Genomic DNA, 26,568 nt, shown 5'->3' on the forward strand with positions numbered 1-26,568 from the left:
TACATTTTTCTTTATACTCCGGCCGGTACAAAACCGACCAGATGTTTACGGTCATTAGATCTGGCCGTCTGCCTGCAGATCCTTTAAGAATTTAACAAGCTGTACAGCTTCTCTTGGTCCAACGATGATTTCCCATCCAGGAAGTTTTGCTTCCAGATCACCCTTCAGAACCGCTACTTTACCAGGAATGATCAGTTTTCTGGATTTAACCTTCGGTTCAACATTCTCTTTGATATAAGAAGAAATACTGTTACCGGAGAATTTACCAGCTGCCCATGATGTCAGTACGGAAAGTCCGCCTGCATCATTGATTACCAGGTTAAGCGGAACACCGGAACGCTCCAGCTCGCCGGATACTACGAAATATGTAAGAGCAAAGTCTACAGTAGTAACTACTACTGCATTCTCATCAGCACCATTTAACGGATAGATGCCTGGCTCAACTTTCATTGGCTTCTGCGGGTCAGTGTAAACGTTCTGACGCAGACCATATAATGGAAGAGCCTCTGCATATGTCATCTGCTCCATAACGATGATGGAACCATATTTCATTGTAAACATAGATGCTAAAGCTGCCTGTAAGTGAAGGTCACCTTTTGCGATCTTAACAAGGTTTACGATAGATGGATAACCAAATGTTCTGTCCTGATCTTTCAGAGCTGCACGACGAACCTGTACAGTGTTTGCAAAGGTTTCTTTAATGTCAGCGCCTGTTGTATCAAGAACAAGATTCTTGTTTCCAAGTTTTTCAAGAGCTGCTGTTGTATCATATAATTCATTTAAGTCTTTACCGGATACACCGAGAACAACACCTGCTTCTGTAGCAACTGCGTTCATTGCTTCATAGTTGGAAGCATCAGCACCGTTTAAGACCGGTTTGCTGTCTTTGCATACTGCAAGAGCTGCTTTAGCGATTTCAGGATCTTTACAGTCAAGAACTAAAGTTCTGCCAAGACCTGCTGCTTTTTCTACAAGTGCAGTATATTTAGCTGCATCTGCGCCTTCACCACAGTTTACATATACAAGTTCAGCATACATTCTTTCGCCGATACGGTCATAATCTACCTTCGGGATTTCTGCAAGTTTTGCCTCTACTGCAGCGTCATCCATGCATGTGCACAGAGCTACTGCATATCTTGGCTTGCTTACAAATGTTTTTTCATGTCTGAATAATACTGTTTCTCCACCCAGAGTGTGCTCTTCTGCACCAGTACCAATTTTGATTGTCTTCATTGGCGGAGCAGTAGCCTCGGAAAGAGATGCTAAAGCTTCATCAGACATATGCGGACATTGTTCGATTTTCATAGCGCCCTGAGCAACTTTCATAGAGAAAGCCATACAAGTTGGGCATCCGCATTCCTTACAGTTTTTCTTTGGTGTTAATTTAAAAATCTGAATACCATTCAGTGCCATTTTATTTGTTCCTCCTATTCAATTACGCAAGTGCTTTGATCATTCTGGAAATAGCTGCAACAGCTTCCGGATGTCTTAAGATGACTGCATCAGATCCGGCTGCAAGGTCAGCAGCAGCTGTCATAACTTCCATATCGATTCCACGCTCTTCTTCCGGTCCCCATTCAGGCATATCTTTCTCAGAAGCTGTTGCTTCTTTTACGCCCCATGTTTCAGCGGATACCGGTGTAATGATAGGCATCTGCAGCATGTTATCATTCTGAGATAAAGCTGCACCTTTAATACGGTCCATAGTGGATACAACATATTCATATCCATATCCGGCAGCAGCACTACCGATATTCATAACAATTTTCTGTGCATTAACGCCTAACTGAGTAGTTACAACGTTAAGCTGTTTAGCAAGGTTGATATCTACGGCAGATTCTGCACCTACGATCTGATCGTAAGCAAGTCCTGCTGCAGCACCGATTGCTTTGTAGTTTTCTTCTTTTTCTGAAAGAATCAGTACGTTTCTTCCCTGAAGAGCTTCTGCTACCTTAGGAAGGAGTTCTGCGTCTTTCTCTACATTCTTGCATCCTTCAACTACTAATGGTGCATCAATTGCATCTGCAACTTCTTTAACAACTGCGATAAGTTCATCAACAGATTTGTTTACACCGTTCGGATCTCCACCCTCAAGAATCAGAGCTACAAAGTCAGCACCTTCCATAGCTGCTGCTTTTTTAGCCATTTCTCCGATTGTGGATGCTCCGTCATAGTATGCTTTGATACCTTCGGATACAATATTCTCAAGACCCATATCAGAGATTTCAACACCGATCTTAGGTGCGTTTTCTGATGGTGCATCAAAAGAATAAAATGGATAAGTAGAGTCTCCGCCGATTGTTACAGTCTTATCTCCGCTACCAATTGTGACTGTATTAATCTTTGCATTAAATTTCTGAAGTTTCTGATTAAACGGCATTTCTATTTGGCCTCCTTAAAAAAATTACTATGTACTTGCCTCTACGCAGACAAATCACATCATCTCATATAGTATACTACATCATCGGGTCCATTGACAAGGCTGGATGATTATGTTCTGTTAAAAATGCAACAAGCTCTTCTGGATCTGTTGTATTTGTCTCGTCACCAATCATATCAGTAAAGTTGTCAATACCATACAGTTCCTTTGCTGTCTTATTCAAACGCTCCGCAACTGTCTCTTTTAATTCCTTAGGCATCCATACGATACGTTCAATACCGCCTTCTGCCTTCATGAACTTCTTGGATGAAATAAAGTGTTTACCATGTCCCATGAATCCTGGTGTCTGAACACCGCCGCCAGTCATAGATGCCATCTCTGAGAATGTCATTCCGAGAGGTGTCATTCCTGCATATTCACGGTTGGCGATTACTACACCATTAGAAAACGGCTCAATACCACAGATACACTCGAAGCATCCACAGGAAGTCATAGGATCCTGCATAATGGAATAAAGCGTAACGTGTTCGAGAGCTCCTTGTGAGAATTTTTGTACAGCTTCATCAACATCCTCATAAGAACCAAGGTTCTCATCAATTGGTCTTTCCTTTGTAATGATCTGACAAGGTCCGTTTGGATCCAGTTCATTTGTTGCTTTTGCATCCAGCCATGAAACGGCTCCGCAAAGTCCAAGTCTCTCTGGTGTAACAACACATACATGAGACGGTGAAAAAGCCTGACAAAGGATACAGCTGTAATATACGTCTACAGTTTCATCTGTAAGATTTTCAAGACGTGCATCACGTTTATCGAATACAGGGATTGCTACCTCATGACGGATTCTTGTACACTCAGCCGGATCAGTATAAACGGTTACCTGACATTTATCAACTACAGCTTCAAACTCATTTTTTACCTGTGTATACAGAACCTCACCGATATGTCTGATACGGAATCCTGCATTGTAAGCTTCCTTACCGATACGGATTCTCTGCATATCTCTCTGTCCTGTATGATAAACTCCCTCAATACAGTTAATGTAATTGTGGAATTTACGCTCAATTACAGGTTCAAAATCAGGCTGCATTCTCTTTCCCGCTACTTCTACCACGTAAGCGATCGGATTCTTGCTTCCCAATTCCATTTCATCTACATCTGGTCCTACAACTGTAATCTTGTGGTCCTCTACCTCATCCATGCTTCTTGTCTGCACAAGTTCTGCACAATCCACACGGGAACCGTCGAACTCAACCTGCATATCTTTACGACGGATAATCTCGCCTTCGAATGCAGACGCAAACGCAACAGGAATATCAATATTGGTAATTTTGATCTTAATATTTCTGGCTTCCAGAGAAACCTTATTAAAATCAGCAACATTCGGGCATGCGATCAGCGCACCCGGAACTTCTGTAATGTTTTCATCTTCATTGGAAATCACAGGGAATCCAAGTTTGATTGCTCCTGCACCAGCAGCCAGAATCACATCATCGATCGGTTTAAACGCATTGACAAATGCCGGTACTCTCTCTGATGTATACTTGATCAGAGCGGCTGCATCTCCAGGAGTAACGTTTCCGAAGATCAGAGCTGCACGAAGTGCCACGGATACTACATGGATTACAGAAGTAATATCTTTTCCAAGTGGTACGATTCGAACATTATAGCCCATTTTCAATCCAAGTTCCTGCGCCTGGTCAATAATTCCTCCAACCAGTGTAACAAGAATTCCCTGTGCCTGATAACTCTTTACCAGATCTACACCTTCCTGTGCGGTAGGTGCGGATCCAATAATAACAGCTACACCAGGAATATCACCGGTTACAAGAGGTACACCAAGTTCACGGATTATGGAATCCGGAAGGTGTCCATAGTACGGTTCACTGTATGGCTCCGCTCCATCCAGATACTTCAGTACTTCTATGAACTCTGCACAAAGTGCGGTAGCGACTCCGGACATCAAAGCGTCATCTAACTGATGCTCTCTTGTCATAAGAGATTTAATCACACCAAGTGCTTCTTTCATTTCGCCAAGGGTCTTCACCTTGACTCCTGTTACTGCATAGTAACATGGCAGACAGTAGGCAGTATGAGGAAATTCAACTGCCTTGTCTGCGCCGTGCTGTGCAATGGCTTCCTCTACAGCCTGACAGGTTAACCCGTAGACTGCATCATTTCCGTTAAAGATTCTGTCGATTAACAATTTGCACATCTCCATTTCGTATTTAGAATAATACTATGGTTTTATCTATATAACGCTTTAGGCGTTTAAACCCAGGAGACGTTTAGTGGCTTCCGCATTGCCCATCCACGCCTCCGGGCAAAACCACCAATCTTTACATCATCGGATCAAGAGCTAATGCCGGATGGCCTTTTTCTGTAAGGAATCCAACCAGTGTCTCCGGATCAGTAGCGATTGTTTCATCACCGATCATATCTGTAAAGTTTTCAATACCATAGAGTTCATTTGCTGTCTTATTAAGACGTTCAGCAACAAACTCTTTCAGTTCTTTCGGCATCCATACGATACGTTCAATACCGCCTTCTGCCTTCATGAACTTCTTGGAGCTGATGAAATGTTTACCATGTCCCATGAAACCAGGTGTCTGAACACCACCACCTGTCATGGATGCCATTTCTGAGAATGTCATTCCAAGAGGTGTCATGCCTGCATACTCACGGTTAGCGATAACAACACCATTGGAGAATGGCTCGATACCGCAGATACACTCGAAGCATCCGCATGATGTCATAGGATCCTGCATGATAGAGTACAGTGTAACGTGCTCTAATGCACCCTGGGATAATTTCTTAACAGCTTCATCTACATCTTCATAAGAACCAAGGTTCTCATCAATAGGTCTTTCTTTTGTAATTACCTGGCAAGGTCCGTTTGGATCCAGCTCGTTGGTAGCTTTTGCATCCAGCCATGAAACGGCACCGCAAAGTCCAAGTCTCTCAGGTGTAACAACACATACGTGAGACGGGGAGAATGCCTGGCAGAGGATACAGCTGTAATATACATCTACAGATTCGTCTGTCAGAGTATTCAGACGGTCATCACGTTTCTCGAAGATCGGGATAGCAACTTCATGACGGATTCTTGTACACTCAGCAGGATCTGTATAAATAGTAACTTCACATTTATCAACAACTGCGTCAAATTCATTCTTAACCTGTGTATAGAGAACTTCACCGATATGTTTGATCTTGAAGCCTGCAGCAAATGCATCTTTGCTGATACGGATTCTCTGCATATCTCTCTGTCCTGTATGGTATACACCTTCGATACAGTTGATGTAGTTATGGAACTTACGCTCGATAACAGGTTCAAAGTCAGGCTGCATGTTTTTACCTGCAACTTTAACAACATATGCAATGCTGTTCTTGCTGCCAAGTTCCATGTCATCTACTTCCGGACCAACAACTGTAATCTTATGGTCTTCTACTTCACTTGCATCACATGTATGTACAAGCTCTGCACAGTCTACACGGGAACCATCGAACTCAACCTGCATGTCTTTACGACGGATAATCTCACCTTCGAATGCAGATGCAAAAGCAACCGGGATATCGATGTTTGTAATTTTAATCTTGATGTCACGTGCTTCCAGAGAAGTCGCATTCCATTTGGAGATGTCTTTCTGGCAGATCAGGCTCTTCGGTACTCTTGCAACATCTTCCTGGTTTGTGATAACCGGGAATCCAAGAGCGATAGCGCCTGCACCACAAGCTACGATCACATCATTTAACGGTGCAAATGCATTAACAAATGCAGGTACACGTTTCATTGTGTAATCCATCAGAGTTGCAGCATCACCTGGTTTTACGTTACCGAAGATAAGAGCTGCACGAAGTGCTACAGATACTACATGGATAACTGCTGTAACGTCTTTTCCAAGCGGGATAACACGTACGTTAGCACCTGTCTTGTATCCAACTTCCTCTAACTGGTCAATAACGTCACCAACCAGAGTGATCAGGATACCCTGAGACTGATACGATTTAACAAGGTCTGCTGCTTCCTGAGCGGAAGGAGCTTTTCCAAGGATAACTGCTACACCAGGGATATCGCCTGTTACAAGCGGTACACCAAGTTCACGGATCACTGCATCTGCAAGATGTCCGTAGCAAGGAGCTTCATAAGGAACTGCTCCGTCAATATATTTCAGAACTTCGATAAATTCTGCGCAGAGAGCTGTAGCAACGCCTGACATAAATACGTCATTTGTTCTTTTCTCTCTTGTCATAAGAGTTTTTACTACTGCAAGAGCATCTTTTAACTCTGCAAGAGTTCCAACCTTTGTTCCTGTTACTGCATAGTAGCATGGTAAAGAATATGCTGTATCAGGGAAGCTGACTGCTTTGTCAGCGCCGTATTTTTCAATTGCCTGGTTGATGGCACCCTCTGTAAGTCCATAAACCGCGTCGTTTCCCGCAAAAACACTTTCAAATAAAGTCACTTGTTCTACCTCCTAATATATGATTACTGACGATCTATCTTTTCTTTTATTTTAATGATCTCATCGGTAACTGTCTTGCTGAAGTCATATGGGGATTTTCCCTGTCTGTCTGCATCAATTACCTCTGTGTTGTAATGAATCATACCTAAAAGATCTTCCTGTGGAATCCGTTCTCTGATAAAGTTTTCGTCATCTTCATTGCGCACTTTGTTTGCGACAACCTTTACCTGAGACACTCCTAAATCTTTTGCCAGGCGCTTTACATTTTTATATGTCTGCACACTCCTTGCACCTGGTTCGATCACTACGATAAATGCGTCAACTCCTTCTGTGGTTCCTCTGCCGAGATGTTCCAGGCCGGCTTCCATATCAAGAATTACTACATCTTCTCTTCTAAGTACCAGATTATTGATAATGCGCTTTAACATTACATGTTCCGGGCATACACATCCGCCGCCGCCTGTCTCGACAGTTCCCAGGACAAGGAGCCGTACGCCATTACAGACCTTACCATATTTCTCCGGAATATCGTCTACTTTCGGATTCAGATGATAGAACTGATTTCCTGCTGTAGCCCCTGTACGTTCTTCCACCAGCTTACGCATCTTTGAAATCGGTACAATAGAATCCAGAGTTTCTTCATCAAAGCCTAATGCAAGACCAAGATTCGCATCCGGATCCACATCTGCTGCAAGTACCGGTCTGCCCTCTGCTGCATACAACCTGGCCAGCGTTGCTGCAAAAGTGGTTTTGCCTACGCCGCCTTTTCCTGTAACTGCTATTTTCATTTTACGTCATCCACCTTTTATTACATTTTAAGATTACAGCAGATTAGATTCCTAATGCTGTTCTCTTCTCTTCGATTCTTTCGATCATCAGATCAACTAATTTCTCAATATCTGTTTCTACTGTATAAGCAGCTCCTGTCCATTTTCTTGTTCCCTCTGTAAGAAGCTCTCCCATTTCTGAAGAACCGGAAACATATGGATCAACACCAAGGAATGTATCAATACCGGTACCTACTACATAGTTACCGATGGATACAGCTTTTTCAGACATCCACTCAGGAGCACATCCAACTACAGGAAGCTGATTGATCTGAAGACCTGCATCTTTTGCAAGTTCAGCAGCAAGGATCATCATACGGGAAATATCTACGCATGATCCCATGTGGAGTACCGGTGGGATATCAGCCAGTTCACAGACACGTTTCAGACCTGCACCGCAGAGATCTTTTGCAGATTTGTCCATAAGACCTGCTTTTGCAGCTGCCTGCGCAGAACATCCGGAAGCAATGACAACAATATCATTGGCGATACATTTCTTCATCAGTTCAATATGTGCATAGTCAGGACGGATCTTAGGATTGTTACATCCAACCATAGCAACAGCACCACGGATAACACCGGAAGTGATGCACTCAAGTAATGGTTTTGTTGTTCCTGTCTCATCAACCTGAGAGTTTGTAACACCGTCAAGAACCTTAACGATTGCTTCTACGGAATAACCAACTGTAGCTTTCTGTTTCAGCTGTGGGATATGTACAAGTTCAGGTTTTCTGTTCTTGAAGTTGTCAATAGCCATCTTGACGATTGCTTTTGCATTCTCTCCTGCTGTCTCAGCATTGAATCTGATAAATTCAGCATCAGGCATCTGAGCGATCGGAGAAGTTGTGATAAATTTAGTATGGAAGCATTTGCTTAAAGGTCCTAATGCAGGGAAGATACACTGAACATCTACTACGATCGCTTCGCAGGCACCTGTCAGTACTACATTCTCCTGCTGCAGGAAGTTACCGGCCATCGGAACACCGCGACGCATAGCTACTTCGTTTGAAGTACAGCATACACCGGAAACAGTGATTCCTTTTGCTCCTACAGATTTTGCATAATCGATCATTTCTTTGCTGTCTGCATATTCACAAATCATCTCGGAAAGACTCGGATCATGTCCGTGTACAACGATGTTTACATTCTCTTCAACCATTACACCAAGGTTAGCTTCAGTGTCAATTGGCTTCGGAGTTCCGAATAAAACATCAGAGAACTCTGTTCCCATCATGGAACCGCCCCATCCATCAGCCATACCGCAGCGGATAGACTGTTTTACAAGAGCTTCCGGAAGAGAAGAACATCCCATATGAGCCATATGTAAAGAAGTGGAAACCTCACGGTCGATCGCACGTGGTGCAATTTCATTTTCAATCAGTTTCTCTTTCTGTCCTGCAGGCATTCTGTCAAGGAATCTCTGATATCCAAATGGTTTACCATATTCCATCAATCCTGTCTCAGCCATTTCATGAGCCAGATCATAGATATCTTTTCCTTCTGTCTCTACGCCCCATTCTTTTGCGATACGGATCAGTTTCTCAGGATCTTTTACCTGATAGTTTCCGCCGTCTTTTGCACAATATAATGTGTGGCAGATTTCACGACCGTGATCAGAGTGAGTAGCTGCACCACCTGCTGTAAATTTCAGGAAGTTTCTTCCTACGATACCATGAACGTCACATCCGCAGATACCTCTTGGTGCTTTAGGGGTAATACGACATGGTCCCATCGCACAGATACGACAGCAGACACCCTGCTCACCGAATTTACAATGTGGAGTCTGGTTTTTTACACGGAACTGCCATGCGTCAGCTCCAACCTTTGCACCTGTCTCCAAAAGTCTGGCAGTAGCCTCTTCAAACTCTTCCACTGTAGTTAATTTGAATTCACTCATTATAGACCTCCTTTAATTCTGGTTTGTGTATTCCTTTAAGATACACATTTTTATTTTATTAATAATCCCACAGGCAGGAAATCCCGGTTATCTATATCTGAAGAATTGGCTCCGTTAAAGATAACTGTGACAACCTAATAACTGTGATAACCTATCCCATCCCCTCCCATGGGTTATTTAACTTAAAAAATAAAGATGTAAACTTGTATTTATCTCTGCATATATAGATTTCCTATGCGCACAAACATCCCTCATCGGATTCTCATCCGACAAGGGGTGTATCTTATAATTTTAAATTATCAACGATTGCACGAAGTGCAGTCTTGACAGGGTTGTCTTCCGGAAGTGTGCTTGTAGGACGTCCTTCACAGTCATATTCATAAACTGTTTCATCCTGTGGAACAACACCAAGAAGTGTCAGTCCCTGATTTGCAATCTCTTCCTGAATTCCCTTATTCAATTCTCCTTTCGGAGCTCGGTTAATGATCAGACCAACTGTATCAGGATGCATATCACATTCTTTAATGAGTTCTGCAATCCTGCCTACTGCCTGTACGCCTCTTCTGGAGCAATCGCTGACCAGAATGGCAGTCTGCATACTCGGAAGAACACCTCTGCTGATATGTTCCATTCCGGCTTCATTATCTACAACAATATACGGATAATTATTCTGGTATTTTGCAAGCTGAGTCTGAAGAAGACCATTAACATAACAGTAACAGCCTTTTCCCTGAGTTCTGCCCATGACAAGAAGATCAAAATCATCATCTTCTACAAGCGCATCTTCAAAACGCATTTCCGCGTAATCAGCCTTAGACATTCCGGTAGGAATTGGATTCTCTTTTGCAAGCTCTGCACGTGCAATTTCTTCACGCACATCGCCAAGAGTTGTCTCTACCTTTACGCCAAGAACCTCATTGAGGTTTGAGTTTGCATCAGCATCTACTGCAAGAATCGGCCCTTTACCCTTTTCACACAAGTACTGGATCAGCATTCCGCATAATGTTGTTTTTCCCACGCCGCCTTTTCCTGCGACAGCAATTACGTGTGCCATAAAACCAGGTGCCTCCTAAATCTGTCTTAGTATTCTTTCTATAAATAAAAAATGATGTTAAGGTCAAAAGGAGTTTTGTCCCTATCTTAATATCAGTCACATTTCAGTTTCACAATACTGTTGGCAAGGTCAACCATTAAAATAGTTCCCTCGACCACTCTCTCATCTCCCATAATATCACGGAGAATCAATTTATTCCCATCCACATCTATACGGGAAACATTTTTAAAAATAACAGAATCGTCACTTTCTTTATATACAGTTGCCAGACACATGTGATGTCGCCTCCTATTTCATCTCTTCTTTAACAAGTGTTAAGGCAAGTCCAAGTCTCATATTGCCTTTCTGAAAATCTGCAACAGCTTCCTTAATAGTCTTACATGCTGCATCCATTCCCATCTTGGCAAGGTTATCAGCCATCTGATCCAGTTCCTGAGCATGATGCTCATTGTGCTGAAGCATATATGTCAGAAGAGCCAGTGTCTCATTCTTACAGTCACCTTCACTGCAGGATCCGCAATGAGCAGTATCACAGGCATGATCTGCATGAGAATGTCCATGATCATGACCTTCGCCATGAGTATGCTCATGAGTATGAGTCATACCATCTTCATGGGTATGTTCATGGGTGTGTTCATGGGTGTGTCCATGCCCATGCTGGACAAGATTCCCATTTTCATCTTTGATTAAATGCATGGTTAAATGCTCCCTTCTATTGAAAAATACACTGAATTTATAAAATTCAGTCTTTTTTTATGACAATAAATTATCAATTTACTGATATTATACATCTTTTTTTTCGTTTCCGCAAGCCATTTAGCATAAATAATCACTAAAAAAATTTTGAAATATATGCTTTGAAATAGCTTTTTTCACAAGAACTGTTAATACTTTAACCCTTATGTTATATTGTTAACAATGTATTCTTGCAAAAACTTAATAATTTTTATGTACTTCTGACACATTTTTATGTTATACTTGGACAAGATTATCGGGCAAAGCAGCTTGCCTAAAGTGTATATAGGAATTGGAGGAATTGTTTTGGATAATACTGTTTTTCTGAATACAAACAGAGAGATGCCTTTACTCGGACTGGGAGTATACAAAGCCACCGGGGAAAATGAGGCCGAAAATGCTATTATTTCTGCTGTTGAATCAGGATACCGTCTGATTGATACAGCCTCCGTATATAAAAACGAAGAAAATGTAGGACGGGGAATCGCCAGCTGTGGAATACCGCGAAATGAACTTTTTATTACTACAAAAGTATGGAATACCGCACAGCGTCTGGGAGACATTCAGGGTGCTTTTGAAAGAAGCCTGGACCGGCTCAAACTGGATTATGTGGATTTGTATCTGATCCACTGGCCGGTTCCGGGATGTTATCTCAGCACCTGGAAAGTACTGGAGGAAATCCAGAAATCCGGGCGGGCTCTTTCTATTGGTGTCAGTAATTTTGAAATCCGTCATCTGGAAGAACTGGAAGCCAATTCCGGAATCATACCTGCTGTAAATCAGATTGAATGCCATCCTCTCTGCTATCCGAAAGAGCTGATTGATTATTGCCAGAATAAAGGAATCCAAGTACAGGCATATGCCCCGCTTGCAAGGGGTGCATATCTTGATAATGATGTTATGTGTGTACTCGGAACTAAATATGCCCATACTCCTGCTCAGATTGGTCTGCGCTGGGCTACCCAGAAGGGAATATCAGTAATCCCGAAATCCGTACATCCTGACCGCATCAGAAGTAACGGCAATATTTTTGATTTCACAATCGAACAGGAGGATATGGATCTGATCGATACTCTGAACGAAAATTTCCACAGTTCACATGTTCCCGAGGATTTAAGGGACATTGCATTCTGATAAAGAGTAGTTAAAAAATATTTTATCATTCAAATGTAAAAAGCAGATGTATTTATATAACATCTGCTTTTTTGCATATTTATCATCTCTGTCTATAGAATTTCCCGTAAATGATGCATTCGAAAGTTTTTCGTAACCATTCAGCAGTCAGCTATCCCGCGAGGTACTGAACAGTTACAGTTTTTCTATAACATCTCAGTTAGTTTTCTGTCCGTCTTCCCATGGAAGCATCGGCGTCTCCACTTTCTTATCTCTTACCATAAGGTCAATCACCGCTTCCGCTGCACTTTTTCCTTCGAACAGGACTTTGTTTATTTCTGTGATGATCGGCATTTCCACATCATATTTCTCAGCCAGTTCTTTTGCTGCTTTTGCGGAATAGACACCTTCCACGATCATTTTCACTTCAGCCATCGCCTGCTCCATGGTATATCCTTTTCCCATCAGATATCCGGCTTTCCGGTTACGGCTGTGGACACTGGCACAGGTAACGATCAGATCTCCGATTCCGGACAGACCATAAAAGGTTTCCATACGTGCTCCCATTTTAACACCCAGACGTGAAATTTCTGCAATTCCTCTTGTGATCAGGGCTGCTTTGGTATTATCGCCGTATCCCAGACCATCTGCGGTTCCGGCCGCCAGTGCGATCACATTCTTTAACGCTGCGCCAAGCTCCACTCCCAGCATATCCGGCGTGGTATAAACTCTGAAAACAGGGCTCATAAAGATTCCCTGCAGATATTCTGCTGTCTCTCTCTGGTGAGAACTTACCACACAGGTAGTCGGAAGTCCTTTTCCAACCTCTTCTGCATGGCTTGGTCCGGAAAGCACAGACACATTTGCCTGTGGAAGTTCCTGTTCAATGATCTCGCTTAAAGTAAGAAGAGTTTTTTCCTCCACACCTTTGGCAACATTTACAATTTTCTGTCCGTTTTTTACAAAAGGCGCCATACGCTTGCAGGTACTTCTGGTATAAGGCGAAGGAACTGCCAGAATTGCCACATCTGTATCCCGCAGGCTTCTCTCAAGATCTATTGTGATATCAATTGGTTCAGGAATCTTTACTCCCGGAAGTTTGCTCACGTGTTCCCGCTTTTCTCTTAATGTTGTTATCTCCTCCCCAAGCGCCGACCAGAGAATCACCTCGTGTCCATTATTGTAAAGAAGGATAGACAGGGCAGTTCCCCAGCTTCCCGCACCAAGCACACTTATCTTTGCCATATAAATACCTCTTTTTATTTATTTTTTTTGCTTAAATAAATTTTACTTTCTGTCCCGTCAAGAAGCCGTTTTATGTTCTTTTTATGTCTGTAAAATGCCAGTACTGTCAAGAGTCCCATAACAATATAAAGCTCGATCATATGATAAGAATCCATATGATAAGACCCCATCTGTCCAAATACGATCATACTGATAAATGCAGCCAGATATGCACTTACTGAACACAGAGAAACATAGTGTGTCAGGAAAAACAGTCCGAAAAATACAATTGCACAGATCACAAAAATCCGCCAGTCAAAAGCAATCACAAGTCCTACAGATGCAGCTACGCCCTTCCCGCCCTTAAAATTAAGATAAAACGGAAAATTATGCCCCAGAATACACCCAGCTGCTGCATAAAGGCTCAGCAGCGGCAGAATATCTCCATAAGAATTTCCGAATATTGCCCTTACGATCAGGATGGCCGCAATACACTTCAGACAGTCACACAACAGATTCAATGCCCCGGCCTTTTTGCCAAGTGTACGCAGTACATTTGTAGAACCCAGATTTCCGCTTCCCTGTTTGCGTATATCAATATGATAAATCTTTCCTAAAATGTATGCGGTCTGAAAAAGTCCGCATGCATATCCAATTGCAATACAAATCAGGCGTTCCATGATTATTCTTTTTCACCTCGTTCACGAATAATGAATTTCAGTGATGTTCCCGCAAATCCAAAGGCATCCCTGATCTTGTTCTCCAGATATCTGGTATAAGAGAAATGCATCAGTTCTTTGTCATTTACAAAGATAACAAATGTAGGCGGTTTGACAGCCACCTGTGTCATATAGTAAATCTTCAAACGTTTTCCCTTGTCAGACGGAGGCTGCTGCATTGCCACTGCCTCAGAAAGGATTTCATTCAGGACACCCGTCTGGATACGCAGTGTCTGGTTTTCGATAACCGCATCGATCGTTTCAAACATTCTGGAAATCCTGAGTCCTGTTTTTGCAGAAATAAATACCAGCTCCGCATATGGCATATATGCCAGAACCTCGCGGATTCTGTTTGTGTGCTTATAAATAGTCTTATCATTCTTTTCAATGGCATCCCATTTATTTACTGCAATGATAACACCCTTTCCTCTTTCGTGGGCAATCCCTGCGATCTTGGCATCCTGTTCTGTAACACCCTCTGATGCATCGATCATTACAATGACAATATCTGCACGTTCTACTGCAGTCACTGTACGGATCACACTGTATCTCTCAATCTCCTCTTTAACTTTTCCCTTACGGCGAAGTCCGGCAGTATCAATAAAGATATAATCCTTTCCCTGCCATTTTACTCTGGTATCTACCGCATCTCTTGTAGTTCCGGCAATATCAGAAACAATCACACGGTCTTCTCCCAGAAGTTTGTTTACCAGTGACGATTTTCCTACGTTTGGTTTTCCCACAATGGCAATTCTCGGGATTTCATCATCTTCTTCTGTATCTGCATCCTCAGGGAAATGTTTTGCCACTTCATCCAGCATATCACCCAGCCCCATACGGTTTGCCGCAGAAATCGGAATCGGTTCACCGATACCAAGGTTATAGAACTCATAAACATCCATCATAAATTTCTGGATACTGTCTACCTTATTCACAACAAGGACAACCGGTTTGCCACTGCGTCGGAGCATATCTGCCACCTTCGCATCGGAATCCACCAGTCCCTGATGAACGTCTGTGATAAAGATGATAACATCTGCCGTATCAATGGCAATCTGTGCCTGCTCTCTCATCTGAGAAAGGATGATGTCACTGCTGTCCGGCTCAATACCGCCTGTATCGATCATGGTAAATGTCTTGTCCAGCCATGTCACATCTGCATAAATTCTGTCTCTTGTAACGCCGGGTGTATCTTTTACAATAGAAATCTTCTCACCTGCCAGCGCATTAAACAATGTGGATTTACCTACATTAGGCCTGCCCACTATCGCTACTACCGGTTTGCTCATATATCTGTCTCCTTCTTATCTTTTTATGGTCTGGTGCTTCGATCAGACAGTTTACCAGGTCAGCACCCGGTTCATCTACCACTACAACTTCCGTCTTAAGAGCCTGTCTGACATCTTCCACCGTCAGGTCATCCAGAAAAACATCCTCGCCGCTTCTGAGCATATTGCATGGGATCAGTACTTTTTCTCCCAGATTTCTCTGCGCAAGCTGATCCATAAGATCAGTAGCTGTGATCAGACCAGAAACTGTGATTTTCTCTCCAAAGAAATTATTCTTTACTGCATATACTTCAGCCTGGACATTCGGAAATTTCTTCTGTACCAGTTTTATCATTTTACCTATATAAGGCGCTGCCAGCCGTCCTGTTGCAACAGTGGCATTTACCTCTCTGTCATCGCCTTCAAGCTGCTCAAGTCTCTCTTTTACCTCTGTTTCAAGCAGACGCATCATACCAACACCATTCTCCAGCTGAAGGTATCCGTCATATCTGCCCTCCTCAGGAAGTTCATATCCTGCAAGAATATACCATTCATCCGAAGCATGTACAAAATGAATACCATGCTTCTTCACCATGATCTTCTGCCACCGCTCTACCTGACTGATCAGATACCTTGCATCCTCTTTATCAAAAGATTCCAGTGGATACAGACCTTTTCGATACCTGGAAAGGCCTACAGGTACGATTGAAACACTCTGCAGTACAGGCGCATATTCCGACAGTTTTTCCAGACTGTATTCCAGTTCATCCCTGTCATTAATCCCCTTGCAGAGCACAATCTGCCCGTTCATGGTCACATCACCTTTATAAAGCCTGTCAACTTTTGCAAGGGCATCTCCGGCAAATCGATTATGGAGCATTTTACAGCGAAGCTTAGGATTCATAGTCTGAAACGATACATTGATCGGGGAAAGATGAAACTTGATAATACGATCCAGATCATAGTCACTCATATTGGTAAGGGTAACATAGTTTCCCTGCAAGAATGACAGTCTGGAATCGTCATCTTTAAAATATAAAGTTTCTCTCATACCAGGCGGCATCTGGTCTATAAAGCAGAAAATACAGTGATTGGAACAGGAGCGGTACTCATCCATAAGACTGTTCTCAAACTCCACGCCAAGATCATCTTCATATTCCTTTTCTACTTCCAGTTCCCATTCCTCGCCATTCTTCTTTCGGATAAGGAGCGTAACAAATTCGTCATTCATCAAATAACGATAATCAAACACATCCTCTACCGGCTGGCCGTTAATGGAAAGCAACGCATCTCCCGGTTCCAGTTCCAGTTCTTCTCCGATACTGTCCGGAAGAACCCTGGATATTATGTGTAAATTTTTTTTCATGAATTTTACTCCATTGGAATGTAACCGGAAATTGTGTGTGGGATAAACTTTTCCGGCACATTTTGTTTCTCGATCATTCAGGAGCCGCTGATTTATTTACTGTGCAGGCACAGTAACTTTCTGACATTTACTCCTGATATCATATGACAGTAATTCCGGGCAAAATATACCTGCGCCCAGAATCCACTATCTTTTATATCATAACAATTGTAAAAGAAAAAATCAATAAATTCCTTGACGTATTTTAGGGCAAATGTTATATATTATATTGAAATCTATTTTTTGAGTATAAAATCACTACTTAGGAGGAGTATTATGCCAAACATAGAATTGTTGGAAAAATCCATGCCGGTTGCACCTATCCGTATTGCAGCTCTTGGATGCAGAGAACTTGCAGAAGAAGTTGACAGAAAACTTGTTAAATTCCGTAAAGAGCTGGTTGAACGCAAACAGCTCAGTGTTATTCCTCAGGGATACAGCGAAGAATCATTTATTGTAGAATGTGAATGCCCCCGTTTCGGAACCGGTGAAGGTAAAGGTTATATTAAAGAATCCGTTCGTGGCACTGACCTTTATATTATGGTTGATGTGACCAATTACAGTGAATCTTATACTGTATGCGGACACGAGAACCATATGTCTCCTGACAACCATTTTCAGGATCTTAAACGAATTATTTCCGCTGCAACAGGCAAGGCACACCGTATCAATGTAATTATGCCGTTCCTTTATGAAGGCCGCCAGCACAGACGTACTAAAAGAGAATCTCTGGACTGTGCACTGGCACTGAAGGAATTAAGCGATATGGGAGTTTCCAATATCATTACCTTTGATGCCCATGATCCACGTGTCCAGAACTCTATTCCGCTGAATGGTTTTGATAACTTTTTCCCTACTTATCAGTTTTTAAAAGCTCTGATCAAGAGTGTGCCGGATCTTCGTGTTGACAATGACCATCTGATGATCATCAGCCCTGATGAAGGTGCCATGTCAAGAGCTGTATATTTCTCCAATATCCTTGGGGTAGATATGGGTATGTTCTACAAACGTCGTGATTACTCTACAATCGTCAATGGAAAGAATCCTATTGTTGCACATGAATTCCTCGGAGATTCCGTAGAAGGCAAAGATGTTGTAGTTATCGATGACATGATTTCCTCCGGCGGAAGTATGCTGGATGTTGCCAAACAGTTAAAGGAACGCAACGCAAAGAGAGTATTTGTATGCACTACCTACGGTCTGTTCACAGACGGTCTGGATAAATTTGATGAATATTACGAGAAAGGCTGGCTTGACAGAGTGATCACAACCAACCTGAATTACCGCATTCCGGAACTTCTCGAAAGACCATATTATGTAGAAGCAAATATGAGCAAATATCTTGCGAGCATCATTGATATCATCAATCATGATGTTTCCGTTGAGAAGGTTCGTTCCAGCAACGAAAAGATTATGTCTCTTATGGAAAAAGTAAATTCCAGATAGTTTTTCCGGCAGATGAATACGAAAAGGGGAGCTGTTAACCAGCTCCCCCTCTTTCGTATTGTACAGTTAATCTGCAAATTCAGGATTACTCACTTCGCACTGTTGTGCTTATAACAATTTCAGGTTTTATGAACGTATGCCAAGAAAAGCCCCAAGATTTCCCCTTTTTCCATGGGAAGCCCTGTGAGAAAAGAGAAACTCAGGATTACAGCAGGTACAGAGATTTGGCATGGAAATGTTTTCTTCCGGGATTCCCGCTTCCAGAAAAATAATCTTGTTTGCCATCCACAGATTTAACTGATATTTTCCGTTTTCTTTTCTGTAAAACAGCTTGTTCCGGTATTTCTTATCAAAAACCTTTTCAAATTCTTCAATCACATCTTCGCTGACTTCATAACACTCCTGACAGATAGACGGTCCGATGGCCACTTTCAGATCTTTCGGATTACTTCCATACTCTTCAGACATCTTTTCTATGGTAACTGCACCGATTTTCTGAACCGTACCTCTCCATCCCGAATGAGACAGTCCGATTGCGTGATTCGCCGGATCAGCAAAATACAGTGGAACGCAATCCGCATAAAAGGTTGCAAGAACCAGCCCCGGAACATTTGTGATCATTCCATCTGTATCTGTATAATCACGCGGGATCACAATTCCCTTTCCGCGGTCTTTCTCTGTTACTTTCCGCACATTGTTGGTATGAGTCTGATCAGATGTAACGATGCTGTTCATATCAAATCCCATAGCATCAGAAATCCTTCTGTAATTTTCTTTCACGCAGGACTCCTCATCACCTCTTGTAAAACTCAGGTTCATAGAACTGTAGATTCCTCTGCTCACTCCGCCAAAGCGGGTGCTGAATCCATGAACAAGCCAGTTCATTTCTTCATATGCGGGATATGTAAGAAATGTAACATCTTTATTGTTTTTTACATTCATCTTTGGAATCTGTTCACTGTTCCATTTTATCTTCATATTTCATTATTCCCTTCCTGCTGTATGGCAGATTATTCATCAAAGCAGTTTCTATAATTATTAGAGGATTGTAATATATTCAAACGCATTCTTAACCCAGTGTATTTCATCCCCGTCAATTCCTGCCACATCGAAACGGCATGGGATATCCACATTGTGATATTCCACTGTAAGAAAATACCTTGCCACCTTACATATGGTTTTCTGTTTAGCAGGATTTACTGCAGCCAGCGAATAACCGGAACTATTGTCTTTCCTGTATTTTACCTCAACAAAAACAAGATATTCTCCATCTCTGGCAATCAGATCAATTTCTCCAAATCTGCATCTGTAATTATATCTCAGAATAAATAATCCCTGCTGTTTCAGATAATCAGCAGCTTTTCGTTCGTAACAGCTTCCGGTAGACCGGGTATTTTTATGCAAATTCTTCCATCCATTTCTTTTTATATTATATGTAGGCATCTTTTGTTGTTACTGTGCATCACTCAGTGTATTGCTGTGTACTGAAGGATAGTAACCCTTTTGCGACTGTTTATATGAAATGTGTAATAAAGGTCTTTCTGTGGATCGGGGTTTCTCCATATTTTTTCAGTGCCGCAATATGATCGGCAGAACCATATCCCTTATTTGATGCAAAGCCATATTCCGGGAACACTTTATCATATTCTTCCATCATTCTGTCCCTTGTCACTTTTGCAACAATACTTGCTGCTGCAATGGAAACACTCTTTGCATCTCCCTTAATAATGGGAACCTGTGGAATGGTGATCTGAGGAATCGTGACTGCATCATTGAGAAGAAGCTGAGGAACCACTTCCAGTTTACTTACCGCCTCCCGCATTGCCTCATAAGTAGCCTGAAGGATATTGATCTCATCAATACGCTCCGGGCTGCGCATACCGATTCCTACTGAAACCGCTTCCCTCATAATCACATCATACAGTTCTTCTCTTTTGGAAGCACTGAGTTTCTTGGAATCGTTCAGATAAAGGATCCGGCTGTCCTGTGGCAGAATTACTGCACATGCCACAACCGGGCCTGCAAGGGGGCCTCTTCCCACTTCATCAATTCCGCATAAATAACCAAGATGTTCATATTTATGCTCATATACCTTCATATTTTCAATACGCTGCTTCTCCGCTTCCAGAGCTGCTTCCTTTTTGCGGCACTGTGCGATCAGCTTTTGCACACCACTTCTTGTATCTTCTTTATAAATTTCATATAAAGCCGGGTAGCTGCTCATATCTGCTGCAGCAAACTCGGCTTTAATCTCAGCTATTGTTTTCATAATGGCGCCCACTCCAATGTGATCCGCCCCATTTTTCCGGAACGGAAATCATCAAACAGTATCAGCGAAGCTTTGGCATAGTCCAGCTCTTCCTGCTTTTTCAGACACCCTCTGGCTCTGGCAATCGCCTCCAGAACTTCCACAGAAGTTCCCTCCTCTGTGATCTGATATCTCTCTGCCAGAATCCCTTTATAATTTTCGCGCAGATAATCGATCAGCCAGAGTGCCAGTTCCTCCATATTCAGAATGTCATCTTTGATAGAACCTACACATGCCAGACGGATTCCCACCTGCTGGTCTTCAAATTTCGGCCACAAAATACCAGGAGTGTCCAAAAGTTCTACTCCCTTATTCAGACGGATCCACTGTTTTCCTTTCGTAACTCCCGGCTTGTTTCCGGTCTTTGCACAGGCCCGTCCTGCAAAGGTGTTGATAAATGTAGATTTTCCTACATTCGGGATTCCCACTACCATAGCGCGGATCGGACGGTTTTTAATACCGCGGCGTCTGTCTCTTTCTATCTTTTCCTTACATGCTTCCTGGATCACATTATTGATTGCTTTCATTCCGGAACCATTTCTGGAATCTACTTTTACAACATAAAATCCCTTTGCCTGAAAATAAGTTTTCCAGGCTTCATTCTGGCGCTCGTCAGCCAGATCTGATTTATTAAGAAGAATCAGTCTGGATTTATTTTTTCCCAGTTCATCGATATCCGGGTTTCTGCTCGAAAGAGGTACGCGGGCATCCACAAGTTCAATGATCAGATCGATCAGCTTAATGTCCTCCTGCATCTGTCTCTTTGCCTTGGTCATATGACCAGGGTACCACTGTACGTTCATATACACCTAACCTTTCAAAAATCCAAATTTATCTTTCGGGGAAATGACAAACCATACCTTTCCCACAATATATTTCTTATTGATATTTCCGATATCACCATACCGGCTGTCCTCACTGTTATTTCTGTTATCGCCAAGTACAAAATACTCACCGCTTTCCAGAGACACTCCGTCGGATGCCAATCCCGCATTACTGATTTCAGGAAAATTCTTATTTTCATTATATACTTCTCCGTTGACCAATACTGCTCCGTTGGATATCTGTACAGTCTCACCAGGCAGACCGACCACGCGGCCGATATGCAGAGCCGCATCATCACTTCCACTGGTTTTATATACAATGATGTCTCCCCGTTCAGGTGAGGATACTTTATAAACAGCCCTGTTTACAAAAAAGCGTTCTCCAACCTGCAGTGTGGGCTCCATGGCACTCTCCTGTACAGTCACTGATTGAAACAGCGCAATTCCCGCCAGAATGCCAAAAATGAGCACTACCGCTATCTGAAATATCCAGTTAAGGATTCCCCGGACTTTTTTATCTTCAAGTTTTGTTTCCAGCATATCTCTGGTCTCTTTCAGTGCCGGACTATCTTTCCATTTTCTGATATTCATCCAAATCTCCTGACAGATGGAAAAAGAGGGACAATACACAAGTTATTGTCCCTTCTTCTGCTAATTCATGAAATTATTTAACAAGCTCTTTAACCTTAGCTGCTTTACCTACACGATCTCTTAAGTAGTTCAGTTTCGCACGACGTACTTTACCACGACGGATAACTTCTACTTTTACTACATGTGGGGAATGAAGCGGCCATGTTTTCTCAACGCCTACTCCGTTAGAGCTCTTTCTTACAGTAAATGTAGCTCTGTTGCTTCCGCCCTGTTTCTTGAGAACTGTTCCTTCAAAAACCTGAACACGTTCACGGTTTCCTTCTTTGATCAGTGCGTGTACTCTTACAGTATCACCTGTGTTGAATGCCGGTACTTCAGCTTTTAACTGAGCTGCTTCGATGTTTTTGATAATTTCGTTCATTGTATTTTTCTCCTATTCTTATATGGATGTTCTTAATACATATCCTGTAACAGAGGACCATCTTTTTTCACAACAGTTGTGATTATACTATATAGCCTGATGTATTGCAATACTTTTTGCAAATTTTTTACCAGCAGATTACTTCACATCCTGTTTCCGTAACCAGAACAGTTACTTCCCACTGGGCTGAAGGAAGTCCGTCCTCTGTACGGACTGTCCACTCGTCAATCTCATCCGTATAAATTTCATCGCTTCCCATATTTACCATCGGCTCTATGGTAAACATCATACCCGGAACCATCAGGACACCTGTATTCTCTTCAGAAACAAAGCTTACCCATGGATCTTCATGGAACTCAACTCCCACACCATGTCCACCGATTTCTCTGACTACAGAATATCCGTTTTCTACTGCATGTTTATGAACTGCACTTCCCATATTTCCGATCGGAGTCCATGGTTTCACCTGGGAAATACCAATCTCAACACATTCTTTTGTGACCTTGACAAGTTTTTCTTTCTCCGGACTCACTTTACCGATGCAGAACATTCTGGACGAGTCAGAATAATAACCATTATATATTGTAGATACATCAACATTGATAATATCTCCCTCTTTCAGAATCTGCTCTTCATCCGGGATTCCATGGCATACCACTTCATTTACAGAAGTACACACGCTCTTTGGAAATCCTTCGTAATTTAACGGTGCCGGGATTCCCCCATGCCGTACAGTCTCTTCATGTACCCATCTGTCAATCTCTTCAGTGGATACACCTGGTTTAATATGCTCTTCCACATAATCAAGAACTGCGATATTGATTTTGCAGCTTTCTTTTATTTTCGCGATCTGTTCGGGTGTTTTGATCAGATCATGATCGATCACTGCATATCCTTTCTGCTTCATTATTTCCATTTTTTCATCAAATGCCTCATGGCATTTTTTATATTTTTTTCCGCTTCCACACCAGCATGGATCGTTTCTTCCAATTTTCAAAGACATGATAATTCCTCTTTCTTTTTTCTTATGTAGGGTACAGCGCATCATCACCATTACAGGAAACTGTGTACTGTTTTATCATACCACATTTTCTCTCGGAAATGTGAACTGTTATTGGTAAAATTACTCGTTATCTTTCGTGAATTGTAAGATAAAGCATCTGCATCAAAGCATTTTTCAAACACACTCCGGAATTGAAAAATCCGGCAGTTTAATTGCTACCGGATTTTTCAGAATCAGAAGTCTTATCTGTATTCATAATCTGATTAAGTTCATTTATCATCTCATCATCTTTCAGACGAAACTTTACTTCCACTCGTCTGGATGCATCCTTATCTACATTCCCATCGGAATCCAGAACCGGATTGGCTGAACCATGACCATTTACGGTCAGATAATTCTGAAGTTCTGAAACCTCATCAGAACTCAGGAAGTTCTCCCTGATTTCCGTCAGATACTGTGCAACTGCGAGAGAACGTTTCTGAGAAAGCTCCAGATTATAATCATAGTCTCCGTCTGTGTCTGTATAACCGTCAATGATGATCTCAGCCAGATACTTCTTATAATCTTTCTGAAGAAGCACCTTACAGTAAATCGGAAGGATATCTGCAAGTTCCTGTTTGCCCTCATCTGTCAGTTCTGACTTATCATAGTCAAATAATACATTTGCATTGAGGGTAAGAGCACCTGTCTGAGCATCAATATCAACACTTACATTGTTTTTGGAAAACTCCTTCTGCAATGCTTCAATAACATCTGCCTTGACACCGATGATATTATCAATTTTCTTCTGCTGTGTGGCAAGAAGAGATGTTTTTTCATCAAGGCTGGCCTGCTGTTCCTTTAACTGTGCTGCCAGTTCTGCAAGAAGCTTTTTCTGCTTGTCAAGCTGTTCATCCTGGGAACTCAGCTTGCTGTTTTTCTCGTCCAGCTCACTCTGCTGTGCCAGAATTTCCGCTGTATACTGCTCCTGAAGAGCTATCTTGTCATCTCTCTCCTTAATACTCTCATTATAACTTTTCTGAGCCTGAAAAAGAGTCACACACATAATCAGTATAAAAAGGAGCAGAACACCGGCCATCATATCAGAATAAGACCGCCAGACATTAAATCCGCCCTCTTCTGATTTCTTTCTTTTGCGCATATTTCTCTCCTTTTCTTATTTGAATAAGCTGAATTTACCTTTCTGGTTTTTGGAAATATTCTTCATATTTTTGTTCATCTCCTCCAGAAGTGCTTCCTGACGCTCGCTCTGTTCCTCCAGAAGTTTGCGTACTTCCTCCACAGATTCTTTCTGTGCCGCACTCTGAGCTGATTTTCCGCCTGAGAGATAAATATTGTTGTCTTCTTTCTGAACAGAAATATCTGCAAAGAGTCTGCGTACCTCTTCCATTGTCTCGTAAGTCATCTTCTGATAAGATACAAAGTCTTTCATCTTTACATCCAACTGTTCTACCAGTTTACGGTTAGCCTCAAGCACATCTTTTCCTGCCTGATTTGCAGCCGAAACCTTTTCCATTCCCTGCGCGGCAGCTTCCACATATTTCTGCATTGTCTGATTGCAGGCAACCCAGAATTTGGCAGAAGATTTCTCGGATTCATGCAGATAATCCGCAATGCGCTGATAATCCTGCTGCTGAAGCTTCTGGATTTCCTGATTATCCTGTGTGATTCTTGTTGCCGTAGACATATAACGGCCCTGAACCTGTCCCAGTTCATTTACAAGGTCTTTCATAGCTTCGCTCTGTTTTGCATATGAGGTATTCAGCTGATTACTCATCGTCTGATAGAGCCTTGTAGTATAATCAATATTTTCTTTCTGCGCTTCCTTCAGCTGTACAAGAGCTTCATTGAAATCTGTGAACTGCATTTTAAATGAACCGTTCATCTCCCGCAAAAAAGTACGCAGGATATCCTGAACCACATCCTCCTGACATTTTGTTACAGATTCTGTCAGAATCTCCAGAGATTCTGTCATCTTCTGGAAAGTAGGATTGATTGCTTTCTCAAAACTCTCTGCCATCTGTGAGGTAAGCTGCTCTGCCATCTGTTTCATGGCTTTTGTCTGAACCTTCTGACTTGCAAGCATCAGGTTTCTTGACTCGCTCTCAGCCGCCGGAAGTACATAAAGATGAAATCTCTCCAGAAATCCCTGAAGCTTCGCATCCATTCCGGAATAAACGCTTTTCATTCCGGAACTGTAGATCAGTGCAAATGCAATTCCATAGATAGAAGTAAGGAATGCTACTTTGATACCATCTACCAGGGCAGATACAGAGGTAGTCATTGTCTCATAGCTGGATGGCTCAAAACTCTTAAGCCCCCATACCAGACCAATAAAAGTACCAAGAATACCAAGGCTGGTAAAAATATCCGGTGCCATTTCCAGAATCTTCTTATGTACATGAAGATCAATCTCGTCCTCATTTATGTAATCTTCAACATCTCCGATTCCTTCCTGGTTTTTCTCCATGGCATCTACAAAGCTGTCCATTCTGTCATCCAGATATTTATGTTCAAACATCCCCTTCAGGCAGGAAAGATCTTCGCTTTTGGCTTTTCCGGGTATTTTGAATATACTGGAAAGCTCCTGCGTTCCTCTTGCAAGAGCCTCTCCAATGCTGTCTACCCGAAACATACCGCCAAACAGTCCGGCCAGATAGATCACAGCCATAACAGCGAGGAATGCAAAGTTATAAATCATCGTGCCTGATGAACCATTCCCGGTCAGCAGCGTCATGGCAACACATCCGCCAAGCACCACCAGAAAAAGAACCGTATTCATAATTTTTTTGCCCATAATACACCTCCTGTGATTATTTGCAGATTCTGCACAAAATTACAGACAATTTCCTTTTTCGTATATCATATCACAACGTCATATCTGTCACAA

24 protein-coding genes are annotated in these 26,568 nt (G+C 42.2%); 2 read left to right on the forward strand and 22 right to left on the reverse strand.

Translation table 11 applies throughout. The annotated features are described in order from the left end of the window. Positions 1-54: 54 nt before the first annotated feature. The 9 genes from acsC to NQ550_RS13540 form a co-directional block, all read right to left on the reverse strand. Complete coding sequence (gene acsC / locus NQ550_RS13500; RefSeq protein WP_025577065.1) at positions 55-1,413, reverse strand: acetyl-CoA decarbonylase/synthase complex subunit gamma; 1,359 nt, start codon at positions 1,411-1,413, stop codon at positions 55-57. Between the two features lie 22 nt (positions 1,414-1,435). Beyond that, positions 1,436-2,380: an acetyl-CoA decarbonylase/synthase complex subunit delta gene (acsD, locus tag NQ550_RS13505; RefSeq protein ID WP_022380766.1), complete on the reverse strand. Its 945-nt coding sequence runs from the start codon at positions 2,378-2,380 to the stop codon at positions 1,436-1,438. A 76-nt stretch (positions 2,381-2,456) separates the two neighbouring features. Further along, entirely contained in the window at positions 2,457-4,592 is a 2,136-nt protein-coding gene (acsB, locus tag NQ550_RS13510) for an acetyl-CoA decarbonylase/synthase complex subunit alpha/beta (protein ID WP_029676805.1), read from the reverse strand. 124 nt (positions 4,593-4,716) lie between these two features. Then, on the reverse strand, positions 4,717-6,843 hold the full coding sequence (acsB, locus tag NQ550_RS13515; protein WP_022380764.1) for an acetyl-CoA decarbonylase/synthase complex subunit alpha/beta: 2,127 nt from the start codon (positions 6,841-6,843) through the stop codon (positions 4,717-4,719). Between the two features lie 23 nt (positions 6,844-6,866). Next, entirely contained in the window at positions 6,867-7,631 is a 765-nt protein-coding gene (locus NQ550_RS13520; protein ID WP_019161837.1) for an ATP-binding protein, read from the reverse strand. A 43-nt stretch (positions 7,632-7,674) separates the two neighbouring features. After that, positions 7,675-9,567: an anaerobic carbon-monoxide dehydrogenase catalytic subunit gene (gene cooS / locus NQ550_RS13525; RefSeq protein WP_008703889.1), complete on the reverse strand. Its 1,893-nt coding sequence runs from the start codon at positions 9,565-9,567 to the stop codon at positions 7,675-7,677. Positions 9,568-9,850: 283 nt separating this feature from the next. Next, a complete protein-coding gene (locus NQ550_RS13530) occupies positions 9,851-10,621 on the reverse strand; it encodes an ATP-binding protein (RefSeq protein WP_008703890.1) in 771 nt (256 codons plus the stop codon). A gap of 92 nt (positions 10,622-10,713) precedes the next feature. Then, positions 10,714-10,896: a CooT family nickel-binding protein gene (locus NQ550_RS13535; protein WP_008703891.1), complete on the reverse strand. Its 183-nt coding sequence runs from the start codon at positions 10,894-10,896 to the stop codon at positions 10,714-10,716. A 13-nt stretch (positions 10,897-10,909) separates the two neighbouring features. Then, entirely contained in the window at positions 10,910-11,317 is a 408-nt protein-coding gene (locus NQ550_RS13540; RefSeq protein ID WP_025577067.1) for a DUF8180 domain-containing protein, read from the reverse strand. A gap of 345 nt (positions 11,318-11,662) precedes the next feature. Here NQ550_RS13540 and NQ550_RS13545 point away from each other — a divergent pair, with 345 nt between their 5' ends. Beyond that, positions 11,663-12,490: an aldo/keto reductase gene (locus tag NQ550_RS13545; protein WP_025577068.1), complete on the forward strand. Its 828-nt coding sequence runs from the start codon at positions 11,663-11,665 to the stop codon at positions 12,488-12,490. A 195-nt stretch (positions 12,491-12,685) separates the two neighbouring features. Here NQ550_RS13545 and NQ550_RS13550 read toward each other — a convergent pair whose 3' ends face one another. Genes NQ550_RS13550 through NQ550_RS13565 form a run of 4 tightly spaced genes read right to left on the reverse strand, consistent with a single transcriptional unit; the run spans position 12,686 to position 17,046 of the window. After that, positions 12,686-13,714: an NAD(P)H-dependent glycerol-3-phosphate dehydrogenase gene (locus NQ550_RS13550; RefSeq protein ID WP_025577069.1), complete on the reverse strand. Its 1,029-nt coding sequence runs from the start codon at positions 13,712-13,714 to the stop codon at positions 12,686-12,688. 14 nt (positions 13,715-13,728) lie between these two features. Then, a complete protein-coding gene (plsY, locus tag NQ550_RS13555) occupies positions 13,729-14,373 on the reverse strand; it encodes a glycerol-3-phosphate 1-O-acyltransferase PlsY (RefSeq protein WP_029676806.1) in 645 nt (214 codons plus the stop codon). A gap of 2 nt (positions 14,374-14,375) precedes the next feature. Then, positions 14,376-15,701, reverse strand: a complete 1,326-nt coding sequence (gene der, locus NQ550_RS13560; RefSeq protein ID WP_025577071.1) for a ribosome biogenesis GTPase Der — start codon at positions 15,699-15,701, stop codon at positions 14,376-14,378. After that, entirely contained in the window at positions 15,664-17,046 is a 1,383-nt protein-coding gene (locus NQ550_RS13565) for a DUF512 domain-containing protein (protein WP_025577072.1), read from the reverse strand. The genes der and NQ550_RS13565 overlap by 38 nt, the downstream gene beginning before the upstream one ends. 315 nt (positions 17,047-17,361) lie before the next feature. On the opposite strand from NQ550_RS13565, the gene NQ550_RS13570 reads away from it, so the two are divergent. Then, the gene (locus tag NQ550_RS13570; protein WP_020994041.1) at positions 17,362-18,531 is read left to right on the forward strand and encodes a ribose-phosphate pyrophosphokinase; all 1,170 of its coding nucleotides are present in this window, start codon (positions 17,362-17,364) and stop codon (positions 18,529-18,531) included. 126 nt (positions 18,532-18,657) lie between these two features. Here NQ550_RS13570 and pgeF read toward each other — a convergent pair whose 3' ends face one another. The 9 genes from pgeF to NQ550_RS13615 all read right to left on the reverse strand — a co-directional run bounded on the left by pgeF (position 18,658) and on the right by NQ550_RS13615 (position 26,475). Then, positions 18,658-19,509, reverse strand: a complete 852-nt coding sequence (pgeF, locus tag NQ550_RS13575) for a peptidoglycan editing factor PgeF (protein ID WP_008703902.1) — start codon at positions 19,507-19,509, stop codon at positions 18,658-18,660. A gap of 60 nt (positions 19,510-19,569) precedes the next feature. Further along, entirely contained in the window at positions 19,570-19,974 is a 405-nt protein-coding gene (locus tag NQ550_RS13580; RefSeq protein WP_044996115.1) for a YraN family protein, read from the reverse strand. A gap of 70 nt (positions 19,975-20,044) precedes the next feature. Beyond that, the gene (locus NQ550_RS13585; RefSeq protein ID WP_008703905.1) at positions 20,045-20,800 is read right to left on the reverse strand and encodes a ribonuclease HII; all 756 of its coding nucleotides are present in this window, start codon (positions 20,798-20,800) and stop codon (positions 20,045-20,047) included. After that, positions 20,797-21,642 carry a ribosome biogenesis GTPase YlqF gene (gene ylqF / locus NQ550_RS13590; protein WP_020994042.1) on the reverse strand — a complete coding sequence of 282 codons (846 nt, stop codon included), beginning with the start codon at positions 21,640-21,642 and terminating at the stop codon, positions 20,797-20,799. Before ylqF ends, NQ550_RS13585 begins: the two co-directional genes overlap by 4 nt. Before the next feature lie 6 nt (positions 21,643-21,648). Further along, positions 21,649-22,254, reverse strand: a complete 606-nt coding sequence (gene lepB / locus NQ550_RS13595) for a signal peptidase I (RefSeq protein ID WP_025577074.1) — start codon at positions 22,252-22,254, stop codon at positions 21,649-21,651. Between the two features lie 73 nt (positions 22,255-22,327). Then, on the reverse strand, positions 22,328-22,675 hold the full coding sequence (gene rplS / locus NQ550_RS13600) for a 50S ribosomal protein L19 (RefSeq protein ID WP_008703911.1): 348 nt from the start codon (positions 22,673-22,675) through the stop codon (positions 22,328-22,330). 127 nt (positions 22,676-22,802) lie between these two features. Further along, the gene (locus NQ550_RS13605) at positions 22,803-23,678 is read right to left on the reverse strand and encodes a methionyl aminopeptidase (protein WP_008703912.1); all 876 of its coding nucleotides are present in this window, start codon (positions 23,676-23,678) and stop codon (positions 22,803-22,805) included. A gap of 208 nt (positions 23,679-23,886) precedes the next feature. Continuing rightward, positions 23,887-24,819: an OmpA family protein gene (locus tag NQ550_RS13610; protein ID WP_025577075.1), complete on the reverse strand. Its 933-nt coding sequence runs from the start codon at positions 24,817-24,819 to the stop codon at positions 23,887-23,889. 15 nt (positions 24,820-24,834) lie between these two features. After that, positions 24,835-26,475, reverse strand: coding sequence for a MotA/TolQ/ExbB proton channel family protein (locus tag NQ550_RS13615; RefSeq protein ID WP_008703914.1), 1,641 nt, complete (start codon positions 26,473-26,475; stop codon positions 24,835-24,837). Between the last annotated feature and the right edge of the window lie 93 nt (positions 26,476-26,568).

This window comes from Blautia wexlerae DSM 19850 (assembly GCF_025148125.1).
GTDB classification, from domain to species: domain Bacteria; phylum Bacillota; class Clostridia; order Lachnospirales; family Lachnospiraceae; genus Blautia_A; species Blautia_A wexlerae.

What these genes read in the sequence shown, in the direction of transcription:
- acsC (WP_025577065.1), bottom strand. Translation starts at nt 1,413, where the DNA reads ATGGCACTGAATGGTATTCAGATTTTTAAATTAACACCAAAGAAAAAC.
- acsD (WP_022380766.1), bottom strand. Translation starts at nt 2,380, where the DNA reads ATGCCGTTTAATCAGAAACTTCAGAAATTTAATGCAAAGATTAATACA.
- acsB (WP_029676805.1), bottom strand. Translation starts at nt 4,592, where the DNA reads ATGTGCAAATTGTTAATCGACAGAATCTTTAACGGAAATGATGCAGTC.
- NQ550_RS13520 (WP_019161837.1), bottom strand. Translation starts at nt 7,631, where the DNA reads ATGAAAATAGCAGTTACAGGAAAAGGCGGCGTAGGCAAAACCACTTTT.
- cooS (WP_008703889.1), bottom strand. Translation starts at nt 9,567, where the DNA reads ATGAGTGAATTCAAATTAACTACAGTGGAAGAGTTTGAAGAGGCTACT.
- NQ550_RS13530 (WP_008703890.1), bottom strand. Translation starts at nt 10,621, where the DNA reads ATGGCACACGTAATTGCTGTCGCAGGAAAAGGCGGCGTGGGAAAAACA.
- NQ550_RS13535 (WP_008703891.1), bottom strand. Translation starts at nt 10,896, where the DNA reads ATGTGTCTGGCAACTGTATATAAAGAAAGTGACGATTCTGTTATTTTT.
- NQ550_RS13540 (WP_025577067.1), bottom strand. Translation starts at nt 11,317, where the DNA reads ATGCATTTAATCAAAGATGAAAATGGGAATCTTGTCCAGCATGGGCAT.
- NQ550_RS13550 (WP_025577069.1), bottom strand. Translation starts at nt 13,714, where the DNA reads ATGGCAAAGATAAGTGTGCTTGGTGCGGGAAGCTGGGGAACTGCCCTG.
- plsY (WP_029676806.1), bottom strand. Translation starts at nt 14,373, where the DNA reads ATGGAACGCCTGATTTGTATTGCAATTGGATATGCATGCGGACTTTTT.
- der (WP_025577071.1), bottom strand. Translation starts at nt 15,701, where the DNA reads ATGAGCAAACCGGTAGTAGCGATAGTGGGCAGGCCTAATGTAGGTAAA.
- NQ550_RS13565 (WP_025577072.1), bottom strand. Translation starts at nt 17,046, where the DNA reads ATGAAAAAAAATTTACACATAATATCCAGGGTTCTTCCGGACAGTATC.
- NQ550_RS13570 (WP_020994041.1), top strand. Translation starts at nt 17,362, where the DNA reads ATGCCAAACATAGAATTGTTGGAAAAATCCATGCCGGTTGCACCTATC.
- pgeF (WP_008703902.1), bottom strand. Translation starts at nt 19,509, where the DNA reads ATGAAGATAAAATGGAACAGTGAACAGATTCCAAAGATGAATGTAAAA.
- NQ550_RS13580 (WP_044996115.1), bottom strand. Translation starts at nt 19,974, where the DNA reads ATGCCTACATATAATATAAAAAGAAATGGATGGAAGAATTTGCATAAA.
- NQ550_RS13585 (WP_008703905.1), bottom strand. Translation starts at nt 20,800, where the DNA reads ATGAAAACAATAGCTGAGATTAAAGCCGAGTTTGCTGCAGCAGATATG.
- ylqF (WP_020994042.1), bottom strand. Translation starts at nt 21,642, where the DNA reads ATGAACGTACAGTGGTACCCTGGTCATATGACCAAGGCAAAGAGACAG.
- lepB (WP_025577074.1), bottom strand. Translation starts at nt 22,254, where the DNA reads ATGAATATCAGAAAATGGAAAGATAGTCCGGCACTGAAAGAGACCAGA.
- rplS (WP_008703911.1), bottom strand. Translation starts at nt 22,675, where the DNA reads ATGAACGAAATTATCAAAAACATCGAAGCAGCTCAGTTAAAAGCTGAA.
- NQ550_RS13605 (WP_008703912.1), bottom strand. Translation starts at nt 23,678, where the DNA reads ATGTCTTTGAAAATTGGAAGAAACGATCCATGCTGGTGTGGAAGCGGA.
- NQ550_RS13610 (WP_025577075.1), bottom strand. Translation starts at nt 24,819, where the DNA reads ATGCGCAAAAGAAAGAAATCAGAAGAGGGCGGATTTAATGTCTGGCGG.
- NQ550_RS13615 (WP_008703914.1), bottom strand. Translation starts at nt 26,475, where the DNA reads ATGGGCAAAAAAATTATGAATACGGTTCTTTTTCTGGTGGTGCTTGGC.